The following is a 19,207-nucleotide window of genomic DNA, read 5'->3' on the forward strand; positions in this document are numbered from 1 at the left end:
TGAGTGGTGAGAGTTGAGAGTTGAGGCGGTTAAGCTAAGTTTCACTCGGCGTACAGTGTCCACGTCTAGCGTCTAACCCTCTGTAGCGGTCACTGAGCTAACGTTCACCTCGATGAAGTCGGTCTCCGACACTCGATAGCCGTTGCGAATTTGCGAACCAACAGCGACTGAGAAGTTGAAGGGGGACTGCTCATCCCATTGCTTAAGTGGTGTGAGATTGATAATAATGGTGCCTTTGCCACCAAGTGGCGCGTAATCGTCACTTTTGGCGATATTCACGATTGTCGTCCACTTTTTCTCTGGATCCACCGTCGTCAACAAACTCACGTAATGGTCGTTTCCAAACATCTCTGTTTCTCCTTCAGGGACGAAGCTGCTTTTTAACTCGGATATGATCCATTGAGGAGGGAGATTAAAGGAGGCGCCTCCCCAATCGAGAGGGTCGATTTGAATGGTGGCGACAATTTGGATGGATTCGATATATTTGTCGGCGCCTGAGGCGAACACTGTTCCTTCGATTTTGGATTCGAGGTTTGCTTTTGAGGCGGTAATATGAAACTCTTCGATTGCGATCATGTTTTCGTTACTTTTTGCATGCTGAGCGCTGGAATCGTTGGAGCGTATTTGGTAAACGAAAATGCTGATGGTGATGATACAGACAACCAATATAGAAATTAGTAAAAACATTTTAGGCTTGAGCAAATGATCAACCTCCAGAAACAAATGACGTAGCGTAGTTGCGAATACCATATCATACCTGTTGTATGGAAGGAACCACTAAGTTGAATCCCTTATACATACATATTAGTAAGTGGGGCTTGCCGAAAGCTCTTCTCAACACTTGGGAATAGGTATATAATCTGAATGTTGGATGAGAACCTTGGGGGTAGACTGCAGTAGTCAGTGATCCGAGAGCAAGCTAACAGCGAGCCAAAAGCGAATCCGGCAAGACTGGTAGCGCATAAACAATGCGAATCAATGTCATTGCGCCATTAAGCCGACAGTAAGGCAACAGCGAGCTGAACGTCAAGCGAACAGCGAGCCAACAGCAAGCCAACAGCAAGCCAACGGCGAGCGAACGTAATGCGAACAGCAAGCCAACAGCGATCGAACAGCAAGCCAAACCATGTTAAAGCGCGAAGCACGCGCCGTTTGTCTCTTTAGAGATGAGCGGCGCTTTTATTTATTTTGGAGGGAGTGAGGGCGATGTCGTTTGACGTTCATTTCGATAAATTTTTAATTGAGCAAATAAAAACAGCGTCCGGCAGAAGGCTGGAAATGCTGAAAAAGGATTTAGTGGCTGAGAAGAAAATGTTTCAGGAAGTATTATGGCCGGTGTTCCGAACATTTCAAGGTTTTGTTATGCAATACGAGCTTGTTACATTTACGGGGGTGACTATTTTTATCGATGTTTTCTATGCACCGATGGGGATTGCGTTCGAGAGCGAAGGTTTTGTTGCACATGCCGAGAACATCACTCGTGACAGGTTTGATTTTGAGAAACATCGCGTACGCACGTTGGCGAACAAAGGTTATTTGTATTATCCGTTTACTTGGGATGAATTGAATAAAAAGCCTGATAAGTGCAGGACAAGCTTGCTTGAATTGTTGGGAACGATGGGGGCGTCTGGAGGTGAGCAGCTAACACTTTATGAACAGGCGGTAATTAAGTACGCAACCTACATCAATAGACCATTCGATTTGCGAGATGTGCGGGTATGTTTAAAGCGAGGAGATGACGTTTGCCGCAAGGTGTTAAAGGAGCTTCAATCGAAACATTACATAATGCCGCTAAATGCAGGAAGGCAGCGTGTACATGCCTACGTCTTGGCGGATGATCATAGTAGGAAATGGTCCCAGTTGCATATGCGGAATCACTAGCACGGACTGTAACTTTCCAATAACCGTTGCTGTTCAAGTTGTTCTTTAACACATCAATCTTTGCAAAAGAGTAGGCACGCGCCTAAGCGGGATCCGTGCGCAATAGCCCGAAAAATCGGGCTATCACAGCCCTGGCGGCCGCGCAAGCGCGAATAGCCCGAAAAAGTCGGGCTATCACAGCCCTGGCGGCCGCGCAAGCGCGAATAGCCCGAAAAAGTCGGGCTATCGCAGCCCCGCCGGCCGCGTACGCGCGAATAGCCCGAACCGAAAATAATTCGGGCCCATGGGTTCGTCGGCGTTGTCCCGTGAATAGAATAGTAACACGACTTGCCGACGAGGAGGACTGCGCATGAATATGCAAATGCCGAATCCGTCATCGCGGGATGCCATGACGCTGGCCGAGCAATACGGAGCCCATAACTACAAGCCGCTGCCGATCGTCATCTGCGAGGCGAATGGCGTCTGGGTGACCGACCCGGATGGAAACCGGTACATGGATATGTTAAGCGCCTACTCGGCACTTAATCAGGGGCACAGACATCCGCGCATCATCAGGGCGCTCAAGGAGCAGGCGGATAAAGTGACGCTCACATCCAGAGCGTTCCACAACGATGTATCCGGCAGCTTCTACGAGAAGCTGGCAATCTACACAGGCAAAAATGCAATATTGGCGATGAATACGGGAGCCGAGGCGGTAGAGACAGCCCTCAAGGCAGCACGAAGATGGGCATACCGAACGAGGGGGATCCCGGATAACGAAGCAGAAATTATAGTGTGCGAAGGCAATTTTCACGGGCGAACGATTACCGTTACGTCCTTTTCGACGACTGACGAATATCGTGCGAATTTTGGTCCGTTTACCCCCGGTTTCGTCTGCGTTCCTTATGGTGATCTGAACGAACTGGAGAAGGCGATTTCTCCTCGAACAGCAGCATTGCTTATCGAACCAATCCAAGGCGAGGCCGGTATTATCATCCCTCCAGATGGCTATCTAAAGGGGGCTGCAGAGCTTTGTGAGCGATTCGGCATATTACTCATAGCCGATGAAATCCAAACTGGGTTCGGGCGAACGGGACGAAGATTTGCGATGGACTGGGAGGGCGTAACGCCTGACATCTATGTCATGGGCAAAGCTCTCGGAGGAGGCGTCCTGCCCATATCTGCGATCGCCGCAAATGCTGAGATTATGGATGTGTTCGAGCCGGGTTCGCATGGTTCAACATTTGGCGGCAACCCGCTTGCATGTGCGGTGGCTTCTGCTGCGATCGACGTGACCACCGAAGAGAAGCTGTCCGAACGCTCCGAGGAGCTGGGCATTTACTTTCTCGAACAGCTCTCTAACATTCATGCTCCCATCATCCGCGAAATCAGGGGCAGAGGTTTGTTTATCGGCATGGAGCTTCATGTTCCCGCCAGGGCATGGTGCGAGGCGCTCATGAAACAAGGTTTGTTGTGCAAAGAAACCCACGAACAAACGATCCGATTCGCTCCGCCGCTCGTTATCGAGAAACCGAACATCGATTGGGCGGTCTCGCGTATCGCACATGTTCTATTGAACGCCACTCCGTAGCAGCTAGTATAGTCACCTTGGGGAGGTTGAGCGGCATGAACATTTCGAGAGAGAAGGTATCCGTAATCCGTGTGCCGTTTGGTTTGGGCGGCGCCGTGCCTGGAGCGGAGCGAGGTCCAGATAGTCTGCTGGCGGCGGGATTGCTGGATGAATTGAAGCGATTAGCACCGCATGGCGTGAACAGCGATGTAGTCCGTCTATCACACCAAAGCGGGGCAGCGGGACCTGCAGCACCGGCGGCTGCAGGGGAATTACCGACTCAACCTGATGCTTACACCAGGTTGAATGGCAGGATCAAATATGAGCCGCAATTACGCGATATGTGCGAGAAAACGGCAGATCGCGTAAGCCGGGCGGTCATGTACGGCAATTTCCCGATGGTGCTGGGCGGTGATCATAGCGTCGCGATTGGAACGTTGGCGGGCATGTCTCGTGTGTATGACAGGCTCGGCGTCATTTGGATCGATGCGCATGGCGACTTGAATACCGAACACACCTCTCCGTCTGCTAACGCACATGGGATGGTGCTCGCCGTGGCATCCGGATTAGCATTGTTCAAGCAAAACGATATTGGACAGACAACGAACCTGATCCGCAAACGAAACATTGTGCTTGTGGGATCCCGTGATTTGGACGAAGGGGAGAAGGCGTTTATTCGCACACATGGCATTCATTGTTTCACGATGTCGGACATCGATAGGCTTGGCATGGAAGAAGTTATCGCGCGAGCGCATGCCTTGGCAGGGCGGGATGCCGACGGGATTCATGTCAGTCTGGACATGGATGCGCTGGATCCGATCGAAGCGCCGGGGGTAGGGACGCCAGTACCTGGCGGTCTTACGTACCGAGAAGCACGGCTTGCGATGGAAGGACTGTCGGCGAGCAAAGCCATTGCATCGATGGACATCGTGGAAGTGAATCCATCCAAAGACGTTGATGGTCGAACCGCTAAGTTAGCCGTTGAATTAGCGGCCGTATTTATGGGCAAAAAGTTGATCTAGCTGTGAACTCAGATCATGTGAACTCAGATCATGTGAACTCAAATCATGTGAACTCAAATTATATAAACCAGAATCCGCGTCTTCGGCGCGGGTTTTTTTGTGTGTTCTAAGTGTCCAAAGAATGTTAAGTTATTTCACGTTCATGCTCTTAGAATTCTCTTGGAATTCTCGGCATGCAACGTGCTTCGCAGTCATGGATGGCAACAGCCGTTTCACCTTGGCGTTTCCAGCGACAAGTAACACGCAGCCAAGAACATTTCCCAATGAAACAAAGGCTTGAAAGTGTAAATCGATACGCGCAAAACGATGATCATTAGAATCATTTAAAGTCTCTGATCAATCATTTAAAATCTCCGATTAATCATTTCAGCAATAAAAGCACTACTTTTCAATAAAAATCATTGCAAAGTATCATTTTTTGTTGATCTGGCAAATAGTAACGTCCGCCTGCTGTCCAGTACAATAACGGTATCAACGAGCGCAGCAAGGAGGAAGCATATGTCGCAAGCATCAATGGAGCAGCACCACGCGGAAGCACGGCAGCTAGAGCCGCAACGCAGAAATTTTATCCAGCGTCTCCTTAAGCAATGGGATATTCAGCTCATGGTATGGCCGGGTATTCTGCTCATTTTCGTCTTCGCTTACATACCAATGTACGGCGTATTGACGGGGTTTATGGACTATAACATCTTCACGGGAGGCCGGATCTGGGAAAACCCATGGGTAGGCTTCAAACACTTCGAGATGTTTTTCGATTCTCCCGAATTTTATAATGTCATGCGCAACACGATCGCCATCAGCTTCCTGAAGTTTATCATCGGATTCCCGGCGCCGATCATTCTGGCGTTGATGCTGAACGAAGTCCGTCACATGATTTTCAAACGTGTCGTGCAGACCATTACGTATCTGCCTCACTTTCTTTCTTGGGTTATTGTCGCAGGATTGTTCACCTCCATGCTCGCCACGGAGAACGGAAGCGTCAACATGCTTCTTGAGAAAATCGGCGCGATCGATGAGCCGGTTAACTTCCTCTCCATGTCCGATTATTTCTGGTCCATCCTGATCTCCGCCAACGTCTGGAAGGAAATCGGATTTGGCTCCATTGTGTACCTGGCTGCAATTGCCGGTGTTGACCCGCATCTCTACGAAGCGGCTGACATCGACGGCGCCAGTAAGTTTAAGCAGATTTACCTGATTACGATTCCGACGATCATGCCAGTTATCGTGATCTTCATGATTCTTTCGATCGGAAACTTGCTCAGCGCGGGCTTCGAGGACATTCTTTTGTTAGCCAACAATCCGGTACTCAGACCGGTATCCGATGTCATCGACACGTACGTTTACCGAGTCGGATTATCGAACTACCGATATTCGTACGCTACAGCCGTTGGATTGTTTAAGGCTGTCGTAAGTATTGCCATGCTGGCTCTCGCGAATTATTTGGCCCGCAAGTCAGGCAACAGCTTATGGTAGAAGAGGCACATTGGACTAACGAGGAGGCAAGCCGCCATGAAGCGTATAGCAATTAACGATCGGCTTATGCTGATCTTCATCTATGCATTTCTGATTTTGTTATCATTCAGCGCCTTTTATCCATTCTGGAACGCGCTGGTCGTATCGTTTAACCTTGGCATCGACACCTCAAAGGGCGGCATTACGTTCTGGCCGCGAGTGTGGACGCTTGAGAACTACGACATCGTCCTTAACGACGATCGTTTGATTAACGGCTTTATGGTATCGATCGCAAGGACAGTTGCGGGTACCCTCTCCGCCATTCTCATGACGGCACTGCTAGCCTACGGTATGTCGAAAAAAGATTTGATCGGCCGCAATTATTACATGCTGTTCTTTGTTTTCACCATGTACTTTGGCGGCGGCTTGATCCCGACGTTCCTGCTAATCCGTTCCCTCGGTTTGATGAATACCTTCTGGGTATTCATTATCCCTGCGCTCATCAGCGTGTGGAACATGATTATATTCCGTACCTTCTTCAAGAGTTTACCGGCCGGTCTCGAAGAATCCGCCCAAATCGATGGCTGCACAAACTGGGGGATTTTCTTCCGCATCGTGTTGCCGCTATCGGGCCCTGTTGTCGCCACACTAGCATTGTTCACAGCAGTAGCGCACTGGAATGACTGGTTTATGCCGAGTATTTATATCACGAACGAACATCTGGTTCCCATTCAGACGATGCTCCGTCAAATTCTGAATGCCAATATCGTAACCGAGATGTCTAATAATATCGATACCGCTTCGGCGGCTCGTTTAGAGGGCATGCGGACCATTACGACCAAGTCGCTTACCATGGCGACGATGATGGTCGCTACACTGCCGATCATCATGGTGTATCCATTCGTTCAGAAGTACTTCGTCAAAGGCGTGCTGATTGGCTCGCTGAAAGAGTAGTTTCGGAATTGGTTTGAGGCGTAACCGCTTTGGACATATAATTGTTAAGATGAGAGGGGTAGTATAAGCATGAAGAAAGCAAAGAAAACGACATTGCTCACAGCGACAGCTGTACTTGTGCTGGGTACGGTGCTTGCTGGCTGCAGCAGCAACAACAACAACAACAAATCAGGTGCAGACACACCCTCGCCTACGGCGGCAGCTGAAGCTACAAAAGCACCTGAAAGCGGCGAGAAAGCATCAGATGTATGGGAATTTGGTTCCGAAGCGCTCTCATTCAGCATGTATGGACATTATAACTGGTATGACGTACCGGCATGGGACAGCACAGTTGCAGGCAAGTGGTTGATCGAGAACAAACAATTGACCATCGAACCTGTTTCCGCAGGCGGCAATCCTGAACAAAAGCTTAGCACGATGATCGCGAGCAACTCTTTGCCTGACGTGATGTGGATGGACCGCGGCGCGGACGTAGAGAGACTTCGCCAAGCAGGAATGCTGGTTCCGTTCGACGACTACCTTGATAAATATCCGAACCTGAAAACATGGATGGGCGACGACCTCAACCTGCTGCGTTCCGAGGACGGCAAGCTCTACCAATTCCCGAACTGGTATACAGGTCGTCCGAACGGCAACTCTGGATACGTTATCAACAAAAAGATCTATGAGGAATTGGGTTCGCCGAAGCTCGAAACGACGGATGATCTATATGCATACCTGACGTCCGTCAAAGCCAAATACGGTGATACGGTGATACCGTTCGAGCCGCATCTTGCGAAAGACATGCAAGGTCTTGGCGTACTGTACACAGCCTTTGGCGAAAATGCACTTTATTCGTACCTGAACGCTGGTCTTCGCGCCGTGCCGCAAGGCGATACACTGACATCCCTCTTCACAGATCCGGTGTTCCGCGAAGCTCAAAAATATATTTCGAAGCTGTATAGAGAGAAGCTGATCTCTCAAGATGCCTTCACACAAACAGTGGACCAGATCGACGAGAAGGTTATGCAAGGCCGCGTAGCGGTATACGCGTCTTCGAGCCCGACGGTTATCGCGATGAACGCCCATAACGAAATGATCAAACAAGATCCGAACTCCGGTTACTTCATGATTTGGCCGATTCACAAAGAAGGTTTGGACAAAGATAAAATCTTCCCTGGCACTTACACAGCGCTGGGCTGGAACGTAAACGTCATTACAAAAGCAGCTAAGGATCCAGAAAAAATCTTTGCATTCCTTGACTGGTACACAGGACCGGAAGGTCAATCGTTGTTGTTCTTCGGACCAGAGGGCAAGAACTGGGAAGGCTTCGATGCAGACGGACATCCTGTATTCACAGCTAACTATGACGCAAACGAAGTGCTTGAGCTGCAGAAGGCGCATGACCCGATCATGTGGAACGGCAACACGGGTTACATCGACCCTGCCAAGATGAAATACGAAAGCAAGCTGCCGAAGGAAGAGCAAAACTGGGCGGCACGTTACCAAAGCGAAATTACATGGCCAACGCAAGCGAACGCAACAGAGTTCATTAACCTGAACCCTGAGCCAGACAGCGAGCTTGGCATTATTAAGCAACGCGTTGACGATATCTTCACGCAAGCCTATGCGCAATCCGTCATGGCGAAGAGTGACGAAGAAGTAGATAGCATTCTGAACAAAGCAGAGAAGGATGCACAAGATGCTGGTTACACGAAGCTTCTGGAATTCCGTACGGAAGGCTGGAAGAAAAACAAAGAGATTATTGCAGGTCAATAATCGGCACGAAAAACGTGTAAATCTAACATATTAATTGTGAATCCTCAGGGAAAGGGTATACTCTACATGTATACCCTTTTCCCTATGGAGTGATAGATTAGGAGTGAAATGCTGTGTACAAAGTGATGCTCGTTGACGACGAAATATTGGACCTCAAAGGTATGCAGACGTTTATTCCTTGGAAGGAACTCGGGATGCAGGTTGTCCATGCTGTAACTAACGGCTTCGCAGCAGCGGAGATTATTGAGAACGAAGAGATCGATATACTTGTCACTGACGTACGTATGCCGAATATGTCCGGCTTGGAGCTGGCGCGCAAGGCTTTGGACAAACAAGAAAAGATCAAGATTATTTTTGTAAGCGGGTACCAGGACTTTCATTATGTCAAACAAGCGATGGCTCTTAATGCTTGCGGGTATGTAGTGAAGCCGATGGATGATAACGAATTAATCGAATCGCTGCAGAAGCTTAGCGTCGAGCTTGATACCGAGCGGCAGATGGCGGAGACTGAACAATTCTACAAGGGCATGATCCCCATCGTCAGGAACGAGCATTTGCTCCAATTGCTGGAGGGCTCACTGGATGATGGAGCATTAAAGGTATTGACGCGCGAATATGAGCTGGGTCGGCTAGACTGGCCGGTCCGCGTCGCAGTCGTAGAACGCGACGAATGGATGTTAAATCGAGGCTCGGATGAGGCCAAAGAGGTCGTGGACTTGACCGGCTTGTTCCTGCAATCGGTGTTTCAGACCTGTGATCGTCTCCAAGTTGAACATGTCTGCAAGCTAGGAAATAATCGTGTCGGATTGATCCTTGATCAAGGAAAGTCGCTAGAGCAGCTGCGAGAAGCAGAATCGCCGCGCGAGCTGAAGGAGTCTTGTCGCCAAGCGCTGCTGGCGCTGGACTATAAGGTGTTTGTCGGGAAGGGCCGCGTTATTCTCCATGAAGAGCTCCAGCAAGGACAGATGAAGGACGTACAGAATTTGGACATCCAGCTGGACGCTTTATTCGCGGCGATGACCGAATACGATTTGGTCAAGGTACATGATGAGCTAGGGATGTTGTACGGATTGGCTAACAACTTGCGATCCAAATATACGATACAAAATTTCACCATCTTCCTGATAATGAAGCTGGATGCCCATCTGCAGAAGATCAACGAAGATTTGTTCCAAATGCTTAACTTGGATCTCAGCAGCCTGGACGATCTGCTGCGATACGAGACGATGGACGAAATTCATTCGTGGCTGCGCTACCGAATTTATGAGTTGTCGGAGCTGCTGCAGAACAAAAAGCAGAAAAAAAACTGGAAGCTTGCACATGATATCGCCGACGATGTGAAACAAAGACTGCATGAGAATATTACACTAAAGGATGTTGCAGAAAAATATTCGTTCTCGCCTAACTATTTGGGTCAAATTTTCAAAGAAGAAATGAATACAAATTTCAGCGATTACGTGTCGATGCTTCGAATGGAGAAAGCAGGGGAGCTGCTCGTGGGCACGAATCTGAAGGTTTATGAGATCGCAGGTTTGATCGGGTATCGTTACTTGCCTTATTTCAGCCGTCAATTCAAGGATTATCACGGGATGACCCCCCTTGAATATAGGAGAAAGACATGAGGATATTCAAAAGGTATAAGTATTTGCCGTTTGGTTATAAGCTGATGTTATCGTATTGTTTGTTCATTATTATACCGGTAGTTGTAATCGGTTATTTCGCCAACTCCATCTACATCAACTCGATTCGCGAACAGATCAAGAGCAGCGTGAACGGCACTTTGATTCAAATTAGCGATAACGTATCCTACAAAATCGACGATGCCATTCGTGTGTCTGAATTTCTTTACTTCGACAATACGTTAGCCAGACATCTCCGCAATTATGAGAAGGGCTGGGTGGCGTACGAGGCGACGGTTAATCTGCTGCTGCCCAAATTCGAGGCGTATAAGCAAGCTCCGAGCATGAAAATGTGGCAATCCATATATATAAAAAACACAGAGTTTCCTGAAATTTATTTCAATTATAAAGGCAAAGATCCTATTGTCTCCGGCATGAGCCGGTATGACGTCTACCACTTGTCGAGGATCGAAGACAAAATGTGGTATAAGGATTTTCCGGAAGAAGTGTACGGCCAGACGATAGAATGGCGCCAAGTCGAAGATGACGTAACGTACGACCGGATATCGCTGCTGCGGCGAATGGTCAATGTACAAGCAGTCGGCAATCTACAGGAGATCGGATTTCTTCGTCAAAGTGTCTATTTGTCCGAGCTGTTCCAGACGGTCGACTTCAACAAAATCGGCAACGATGCAGCGATCTATATTAAGAACGATGCAGGGCGCATCATGCTGACCTCCGGTCAAACCGATGTCAATTACGGAGATGTATGGGATGAAGAAGCTTTTGGCGATGATTTGGTCATAACCAAGGTTATTCCTGGCTTGAACTGGAGCATAGCCGCCGTTATTCCCAACGAAATATTCGGTAAAAAAATTAATGAAATCAGACTCCTGACCTTCTATATCTGTCTGGTGTTTACGGCCGTCTACTTTGTATCCGGAGCTCTGCTCTCGAACTACTTCTCCAGAAAGGTCGGCAAGATCGTATCTGTGCTGGATTCGTTCCAAGAAGGCAACTTCCACAAGCGGATCAACTTCAAGGGGAATGATGAATTCAGTCAAATCTCAAGGTCTCTCAATGAGATGGGTCAAAATATTGGCGAGCTCATCAACAAAGTGTATGTGGCCGATCTGGACAAGAAGGAAGCGGAACTGGATATGCTGCAAGCGCAGATCAATCCGCACTTTCTGTACAATACATTATCTTCGATCAATCGTCTGGCGAAGTTCGGTGAGCTCGAAAAGCTGCAGCGAATGGTCATGGATTTGGCCAAGTTCTACCGGCTGTCGCTGAACGAGGGACGTATTCTTCTTCCGATTAGCGATGAGCTGAAGCAAGCTGGCGCTTACATTAATATCCAAGAGATCAAATACGAGGAGAGAATGAGCGTCAGCTTCGACATCGATCCCGAAATATTCAAATACGGGACGATTAAGCTGATCATCCAGCCGTTTATCGAGAATGTGCTGGAGCATGCTTGGTGCGCGGACCGCATTCATATCCGCATCGTTGGTGAGCTGGAGGATGAACATACCGTGTTGTTCAAAGTCATTGATGATGGCCTTGGCATCAGCCGCGAGCTGCTGGAGCAGATGAACGATCCCGAAGAGAGCATCAGCGTAGGGTATGGCATCCGCAACGTGAACCAGCGGATTAAGTTATATTATGGAGCAGCATATGGCGTCAGCATCTTCAGCCGTCTTGGCATCGGCACAACCGTCAGCATTCGGATCCCGGCGGTGGGGCTGAGGGAGAAGAGGGAGTAGGGGCCTGGACAAATGGATTAAATATGCAGTCTAATCAAAACAAAGAAGCCGCACCTCCCCTGGATGGAGAGGGTACGGCTTCTTTGTTTTGGTCGTTTGTGACAAGCTTGTTGTTACTTCACCGCTCCTGCCGTGATACCGCCTGTAATCTGGCGCTGGAAGAAGCTGTAGAGGATGATGATCGGTACCATGGAGAACATCAGTCCAGCGAAGAGGGGACCCCATTCGGTGCGGTATTGCATCTCGGCTTGCATGACGGCAATACCGACCGGCAATGTGTACATCTTCGTCATAGGGTCGTTCATGATGACAGTGCCGAGGATGTATTCGTTCCATATATTAAGAACGTTGATGATAGCGACCGTTATGAGTCCTGGCTTCGAGAGCGGCATCATGATGCGGAAGAACGTGCCGGCTTCCGAGCTGCCGTCAATAGCAGCAGCTTCTTCCATCTCTCGCGGCAGTGATTTGTAGAATGCAACGAGGACGAAGATGCCGAATGGCAATGCGCCTGCTGCGTAGACCAAGATCAGTCCGAGCAGATTGTTGGTCAGACCAACGCTGTCGAGCAGGAAAAACAACGGGATAAGTCCCAGAATAAGCGGGATCATCATGGCAGATACATATACAAAGTACAGCAGGCTGCTGCCCCGGAACGGGAACCTGGCGATAATATAGGCGGTCATGGCCGAAAGCAGGACTGCAAGCGCCGTACTGGCAAAGGTGACGATAGTGGAGTTGAAGAAATACGCTCCGAATTTGTATTCTGTCCAAACGTACGAAAAGTTCGCAAGCTGCAAGGGAATCTCCGGGAGTGCCCAGGGCTTGTTTCCGTAAAATTGCGGATTATCCTTCAAGGACGATAACAGCGTCCAAAGAAGGGGATATACGACGGCGACTGTCCAGACAAGCAGCAGGAGTCGGACCAGCCAGGTAGAGAGTGATTGTTGGCGAGTTAATTTCATTTGGTAGTCTGTTCCCCCTTTACATCTGGATCGTATCCCGCTTCATCAAGCGGTTCAGAATAAGCGACGTGACAAGTGTCAGGACGAGAATAAGTACGCCGATCGCGGATGCATAACCCATGTGGTATTGTTTGAAGCCGATCTGATACAAATATGAGCCCATGACCTGCGTAGAGTTGTCCGGTCCGCCTTCAGTCATAAGCCAGACGATAATGAATGAGCCATTCAGTGTCGTGATGACAATGTGAACGATGGATACCTTCATCTGCTCCCAGATAAGCGGGATCGTAATATGTCTGAACTGATGCCATCTAGAAGCGCCGTCAATGCCGGCAGCTTCGAAAAGCGATTCAGGAATGTTCATGATCGCGGCCATGAGCAAAATCATATAAAATCCGATGCCCGCCCATACAGCTGGCGCAAGGATGGACCACATGGCGGTAGTTTCCGAACCTAACCATACCGTTTTTACAGGATCGCTAGTGAACAAGGAGAGAAAGGCATTAAGGAAGCCGATATCTGAAGGATTGTAGATGTATCTCCATAGAACGCCGATGACGACGACGGAGATCAGGTTCGGGAAGAAGAGAATAACTCTGAATAATCCGGTCCGCTTAATATTCATTCGCGTAAGCGCGACAGCCAAAATAGTGGCCATCAGCATAATCAGGACAACCTTCCAGAACACGAGGAAAAAGTCATTGAAGATCGCTGTGCCAATAATGTCGTCCTTGAACATTCTTACATAATTGTCTAAGCCGATAAACGACATGTTGCCCGAATACCCAGACCACTTGAAGAAGCTGATATACAATCCTCGCAGTAGCGGGTATGCGGTTAAAGCGGCGAAGAGAAGCAGCGTCGGCAAGATGAAGCTTAGTATGAACAAGGCACGCTTCAGCCGGTAAGAAGCAGGTGCAGCAGTCATGATAGGAACACGCCCCTTGGTTTGGAGTCTTACTCAGGTAACAGATGCACGGAGGAGAAACGACTAAGGCTTCTCCTCCGGATCATGTCATCGGTGAGTTGTCGAATGATACGATTGGCAGATCAACTGCCCGTCTTCAGTTGCTTTATGGTCTTGCCGCAGCCGCAGCTGCTTCTAGACGATCGCCCCACTCGGCAGGCGTGATCTTGTTCGTGAGCAAGGCGATAATGCTGTCTTGCAGCGCTTTTTCAACGTCAGCATTAACGATCAGAGCTGGAGCTACGACCAGATCATCGCTGTTGAAGTAGTTCATTGCGGATTTCACGACCGGACCTGCGGAGGAGCTCTCCAGATCCGCCTTTACGTTCATGATCGCGCCTGTCATCTCGGCCCAATCCACTGCGAATTGCTCTGTGAATATAAATTGCAGGAACGCTTTGGCCGCTTCTGGATTTTTGGCTTTCTCTGCAATGGCAACGGATGCCGTGTACGGAATTGCGACGTACTTCCCGCCTTTGTCCTGCATAACGGAAGGGACGAAGTCGAACTCGAAGCCAGCCGGGATGTCTTTGCTCATTTCGTTCTCCAGCCACAGGCCGTTCGGGATAAACGCGGCTTTGTGCTGAAGGAATGCCATTTGGGAATCCGTATGATTCAAGGCAACTGAACCTGTGTCAATCAGACCGGCATCGCGCATTTGTACAACTTTGTCCAGGGCCTTCATAACCGGTTCACTTTTGAACACGCCTTCCTCGAGCGCTGCCATTCTGGAGATAATGGAGCCATCGCCGCCGTTGGCTGCTACGATCGCGGAGTTTACTAGACCGCCGTTGATGTAGTAAGGGTATACGCCGGTGTGGATGTAAGGCGATACGCCTGATGCTTTGATCTTCTCGCTGACAGCCATGAAGCTCTCGAAGTCGGTTGGTGTCTCCCAGCCCTTTTCTTTGAACCAAGCTTTGTCATAGAACGTTCCCCAAGAGCCGAATACCAGCGGCATCGTGAAGTTTTTGCCATTGTAGTCAGTCGGCTGACCGATGGCGATGTCCAGAATGCTTTTGCCGTCCGCGTTTTTGGCGCCTTTCAGGAATTCTGTCAGATCCATCAGTTGATTGTCCTGCACCATCTGCGATTCATTGGAGCCAGCGCCGTCAATGTAAACAAAGTCTGGAGGCGTTCCGCCGATCCAGCGCGGTCGCATTTGCTCGTTGATTTGGGAGCCGGCTGTTTGGGTAATCTTAAGCTCCGGGTTAGCCTCCTGGAATTTGTTGATGACATGTTTCCACCACGTATCACCGTAACCGCCAACGAAGTATTGGATTTCAAATTCGCCTGTTAGACCGCCTGCCGCAGGCGTTTTCTCTCCAGCGTTTGTTGCCGCAGGTTTGTCGTTGCCGCCTTTCGAATTGTTCGCGCCTGAGCACGCGGCGATCAAGCTAGTCATGAGCATGAGCGAGAGGATGATTAGTGCGGATTTGAATTTGACATTGTTCATTGTTACAACACCCCTTGATTGTAATTTGTTGAATCTCATTGATTTCTGTGAAGCCAGCAATTTCAACGAAAAAAGTAAACGATGGGCCTCCTTTCATGACAAAAAAAGGGCATTAGTAACGAAGCAATAATACTTGCTTCGATAACTAATGCCCTTTCGGTAACACATTATCGTGTAATGTCATTTAGTTTGCGTTTTCATCATATTTGATAAATGAATATCTGTCAATAAATTATATTTATTTTGTTTATACTAGACAAAAAATAACCCAAAAACATACAACTTGTCTACATATGCTCGCGCTGGTTGAACCGTTCAATGTGAAGCGTCAAATATCCAATCTCATCGTCTGGCACCGATTTTCCCAGGTGCTCCTCCAGGATCGCAGATAACGTCAGCGAACGCGCATAGGAAGCGGGATATTCGGTCTGGATGCGGTGCAGCAGCGGGTTCTTGATATGCGATTCCTTCTTGATGCGATCGATCAAGCCCTTGAGATGCGAGATGAAACGAAGGGAAGAGAAAGAATCATTGAAGGCGAGACCGATATTCCTGGCCTCGTCCATGATCTTCGCTACTAGCCGGACAACGGCAAGCGTTTCTGTGCCGCGCTCGCGATTGCGGGCGCCGTGGAAGTGCATGGCGAGGAAGGCGATTTCATCCTCTGGAAGTCCGGCCTCCAGCTTCTCATTCAGGTAGCTTACAGCAAAGGAAGCAGCCTCGTATTCTTCCTTGTACATCAGTCTGATCTCGTAAGAGAAGGGATTTGTTATCAGTACACCTCTGCGGCAACGCTCGATTGCGAAGTTGATGTGATCAACTAACGCGGCATGGATGGTCTCCGAGAACTCGCCTTCCAGTCGCTGCTGCGCCATCGCGATCACTTCCTCCGTGACGCCGATAATTCTGGTATCGACATTGTTCAGTATTTGCTCGTAATGTTCAATTGTCTCCATAGTATGCAATAGGAACTCCTGTTGGATTTCGGTTTCGGGCACATTCATGCCTGGCTGCTTCTTGAAGCCGATTCCTTTGCCGAACGCGATGGCATTTTTTCCGGAGGATAATTTGGTCATTACAACATTGTTGGACAGCACATGAATGATTTTACGTTCGATTGCGGCCATCTTCAGTCTCCTCTCCGGTTGCCCGCGTTTGGCGAAAGCAGCTTGTTGATTTCTTCTTTAATCAATTCGGAATCCGTGCCGAAGACGACATGAACGTGATGTTTGCCGACTTTAAGAATGCCTGCCGCTCCCAGGTCTTTGAGTGCATCATTGTCCACTAGCTCTGGCTGCGCAAGTGTCAGTCGCAGACGTGTAATACAGGCGTCTGTATTCATAATATTGTCCGCCCCCCCGATATGATGGATGACACTAACGGCCATCTGCGCCATCTGCTCTGGGACCGGGCTTCGCAACGCATGAATCGCGGGCAGGACAGACGTCTTATGGCTTTCGTCCGCTGCGGCTGTTGTCGGCAGAGAGGATAGTCCGATCGATGCTTCCGGCAACGCTTGCTCTAACGGTTCTGCTTTGGTGACAGAAGGCTGTGAATCTAGCGATTCGGATGATCGGCCAGGTGTAGATAGACGGAATAGCCGAATAAACATATGGAACACAAAATAATAGACGGCGAAGGCGATGATGCCGATCGGGAAGATCAGCCAGGGCTTTGTCGAATCGTTCCAATTGATCGCAAGATCAATGAAGCCCGCAGAGAATCCAAAGCCGACTTTGACTTCAAGCCAATACATAATCATCATGGACAAGCCGGTTAAGAGCGCATGGATGATGAAGAGGGCAGGCGCAACTAACATAAATGCAAATTCGATCGGCTCCGTAATCCCGGTAAGAAACGATGTAAGCGCGCCGCTCATCATGATGGACAGGATCACTTTGCGATTCTCCGGACGTGCTGCCATTGCCATTGCAAGGGCGGCACCCGGCAGTCCGAACATCATGATAGGGAAGAAGCCGGTCATAAATGCGCCAGCGGTAGGATCTCCGGCAAAGAACCTCGTTAAGTCGCCATAGACGACTTTGCCACCTGCGGCCGAATATTCTCCAATCTGGAACCAGGCGATATGGTTAACAATATGATGCAGGCCTGTTGGGATCAGCAGGCGGTTAATCGTCCCGTAGAGAAATGTGCCGTACCCTCCGGTCGATTCGAGCCAGACGCTAAGTGTTTGAATACTCTCTTGGATCGGTGACCAGATGAAGCCGAGAAGTCCGCCTATAACGGTCATGGCGAGTGCAGTCACAATAGGGACGAATCGTCTGCCGGCAAAGAACCCTAATGCCTGAGGCAGCTTTGTATGCTGGAAGCGGTTGTATAAATAAGCGGTGACGACACCGGTTATCAAACCGCCGAGCACGCCCATCTGGACATGCGTTTCGGCTAGTTCGCCGGCCTTCGTCGTCTCGAACGTTCTCATCACCTCCTGGAAAACGGTGTACCCAACGGCAGCGGAAAGGGCGGATACGCCTTTGCCATCCGTGAGGCCGATCGTAATGCCGATCGCGAACAGAAGCGGGAGATGGTCGAAGATAGCCCCGCCTCCGGCTTCGCAAATGACGGCAAGCTGTTGAAGGAACGGGTTGTCAAAGTTGATTTTGCCAAATCGGAAGAGAAGAGCCGCGGCTGGCATAACGGCTATGGGTATCATCAAAGACCGGCCAATACGCTGAATGTAGCTCATAATGTCAACCATCCTTTGTATAAATAAGAAAAAGGGCATAACTCAAGAACAACATCCGTTCTTGAACTAATGCCCTCTCGGTTACACGTTCATAATTGTCGACTATGTTAAGTGAATTATAAGTCGTTCAACCGAAACTTGTCAAAATAATGTTGTCTTCAACATTATAAGGAAGGAGGGCTGACAGAAGCCTGTGATGCCGAAACACTCCGGTCCTGCCCCTTGCGAATAAACAACCATACGCCAGATAAGATGAAGACGCCCGCAATGAGCTGATAACCTGTCAACGCTTCCTTGAGAAGAACCCAGGCAAGCAGGGATGAGATGACGGGCTCGCCTAAGACGGCCATCGATACGGCGGTAGCGTTCATATATTTGAGCAGCCAGTTAAAGAGGTAGTGGCCGAACAATGTCGGTACGATGGCAAGCAAGAGGAACAACCCCCACTCCTTGGAGGAATAGCCCGTAAAGGAATTGCCGAAGCCGACGTTGTAGAGCGCGAGGGCGGATGCCGCCGTGAAGAAAACCCAGAAGTTGTAGGCGAATGCACCTACGCTGTCTCTTAGTCCCTTGCCGATCAGCATATGAACGGCGACCGCCACCGTTCCGAAGAAGGAGAGGATATCCCCAGCAAGCGCGTCACCGGACAGATTGAAATCGCCGGCGCCGATCATGATGGAACCGATAATCGCAATACCCATTCCGGCTAACATGGCATGATTGGCTTTGGTTTTGTAGATCCAGTAGGAGCCTAGCATGACAAGCACGGGTTCGAGAGTCAGGATTACGGTCGAGCTGGCGACGGTAGTCAAGCGCAGGGATGCCATCCAGAGGAGGAAGTGCAGTCCTAACATGACACCGGAAGCGCCTAACAGAAGCCATTGCTTGCGGGTGAGTGAGAACAGCTCGCTGCGATATTTCCAAGCAAATGGGAGCAGCAACAAATTAGTAAGATACAGCCGATACATCGCGATAACGGCGACGTCGGCCTCCGACCATTTGACGAAGATCGAAGAAAATGAGATGGCAATAATGCCGACCAAATAAAGTAGCTCATAGGTGCTTGGTGCTTTGGTGCTCCGGTTCATAGGTGTAGGCTCGCTTTCGGTCT

15 protein-coding genes are annotated in these 19,207 nt (G+C 49.4%); 8 read left to right on the top strand and 7 right to left on the bottom strand.

Translation table 11 applies throughout. The annotated features are described in order from the left end of the window. Positions 1 to 72: 72 nt before the first annotated feature. Positions 73 to 702: a hypothetical protein gene (locus ACX1C1_RS12015; RefSeq protein WP_458957307.1), complete on the bottom strand. Its 630-nt coding sequence runs from the start codon at positions 700 to 702 to the stop codon at positions 73 to 75. A gap of 504 nt (positions 703 to 1,206) precedes the next feature. Between ACX1C1_RS12015 and ACX1C1_RS12020 the strand changes: the two genes are divergently transcribed. The 8 genes from ACX1C1_RS12020 to ACX1C1_RS12055 all read left to right on the top strand — a co-directional run bounded on the left by ACX1C1_RS12020 (position 1,207) and on the right by ACX1C1_RS12055 (position 12,004). Next, on the top strand, positions 1,207 to 1,881 hold the full coding sequence (locus ACX1C1_RS12020; RefSeq protein WP_458957308.1) for a hypothetical protein: 675 nt from the start codon (positions 1,207 to 1,209) through the stop codon (positions 1,879 to 1,881). Between the two features lie 349 nt (positions 1,882 to 2,230). Next, complete coding sequence (locus tag ACX1C1_RS12025) at positions 2,231 to 3,451, top strand: ornithine--oxo-acid transaminase (protein WP_458957309.1); 1,221 nt, start codon at positions 2,231 to 2,233, stop codon at positions 3,449 to 3,451. Between the two features lie 35 nt (positions 3,452 to 3,486). Continuing rightward, complete coding sequence (gene rocF, locus ACX1C1_RS12030; protein ID WP_458957310.1) at positions 3,487 to 4,452, top strand: arginase; 966 nt, start codon at positions 3,487 to 3,489, stop codon at positions 4,450 to 4,452. A 498-nt stretch (positions 4,453 to 4,950) separates the two neighbouring features. Further along, positions 4,951 to 5,925 (top strand): ABC transporter permease, encoded by a 975-nt coding sequence (locus tag ACX1C1_RS12035; protein ID WP_458957311.1) that lies wholly within the window; start codon positions 4,951 to 4,953, stop codon positions 5,923 to 5,925. 36 nt (positions 5,926 to 5,961) lie between these two features. Beyond that, positions 5,962 to 6,858, top strand: a complete 897-nt coding sequence (locus ACX1C1_RS12040) for a carbohydrate ABC transporter permease (RefSeq protein WP_458957312.1) — start codon at positions 5,962 to 5,964, stop codon at positions 6,856 to 6,858. Between the two features lie 69 nt (positions 6,859 to 6,927). Beyond that, positions 6,928 to 8,616, top strand: coding sequence for an extracellular solute-binding protein (locus ACX1C1_RS12045; protein ID WP_458957313.1), 1,689 nt, complete (start codon positions 6,928 to 6,930; stop codon positions 8,614 to 8,616). A gap of 113 nt (positions 8,617 to 8,729) precedes the next feature. After that, positions 8,730 to 10,238, top strand: a complete 1,509-nt coding sequence (locus ACX1C1_RS12050) for a response regulator transcription factor (protein WP_458957314.1) — start codon at positions 8,730 to 8,732, stop codon at positions 10,236 to 10,238. Continuing rightward, on the top strand, positions 10,235 to 12,004 hold the full coding sequence (locus tag ACX1C1_RS12055) for a sensor histidine kinase (protein ID WP_458957315.1): 1,770 nt from the start codon (positions 10,235 to 10,237) through the stop codon (positions 12,002 to 12,004). The genes ACX1C1_RS12050 and ACX1C1_RS12055 overlap by 4 nt, the downstream gene beginning before the upstream one ends. Before the next feature lie 113 nt (positions 12,005 to 12,117). Here the strand turns inward: ACX1C1_RS12055 and ACX1C1_RS12060 are convergent, their stop codons facing one another. From ACX1C1_RS12060 to ACX1C1_RS12085, 6 genes are all read right to left on the bottom strand, one after another. After that, positions 12,118 to 12,969, bottom strand: a complete 852-nt coding sequence (locus tag ACX1C1_RS12060) for a carbohydrate ABC transporter permease (RefSeq protein ID WP_458957316.1) — start codon at positions 12,967 to 12,969, stop codon at positions 12,118 to 12,120. A 19-nt stretch (positions 12,970 to 12,988) separates the two neighbouring features. Beyond that, on the bottom strand, positions 12,989 to 13,897 hold the full coding sequence (locus tag ACX1C1_RS12065) for a carbohydrate ABC transporter permease (RefSeq protein ID WP_458957317.1): 909 nt from the start codon (positions 13,895 to 13,897) through the stop codon (positions 12,989 to 12,991). 145 nt (positions 13,898 to 14,042) lie between these two features. Then, on the bottom strand, positions 14,043 to 15,392 hold the full coding sequence (locus ACX1C1_RS12070; protein WP_458957318.1) for an extracellular solute-binding protein: 1,350 nt from the start codon (positions 15,390 to 15,392) through the stop codon (positions 14,043 to 14,045). A 287-nt stretch (positions 15,393 to 15,679) separates the two neighbouring features. Continuing rightward, positions 15,680 to 16,519 carry a PRD domain-containing protein gene (locus tag ACX1C1_RS12075; protein WP_458957319.1) on the bottom strand — a complete coding sequence of 280 codons (840 nt, stop codon included), beginning with the start codon at positions 16,517 to 16,519 and terminating at the stop codon, positions 15,680 to 15,682. Positions 16,520 to 16,521: 2 nt separating this feature from the next. Further along, positions 16,522 to 18,096 carry a PTS transporter subunit EIIC gene (locus ACX1C1_RS12080; protein WP_458957320.1) on the bottom strand — a complete coding sequence of 525 codons (1,575 nt, stop codon included), beginning with the start codon at positions 18,094 to 18,096 and terminating at the stop codon, positions 16,522 to 16,524. Between the two features lie 164 nt (positions 18,097 to 18,260). Further along, positions 18,261 to 19,184, bottom strand: coding sequence for a DMT family transporter (locus ACX1C1_RS12085; RefSeq protein ID WP_458957321.1), 924 nt, complete (start codon positions 19,182 to 19,184; stop codon positions 18,261 to 18,263). Positions 19,185 to 19,207 lie beyond the last annotated feature (23 nt).

This window comes from Paenibacillus sp. strain BS8-2, from assembly GCF_054483835.1.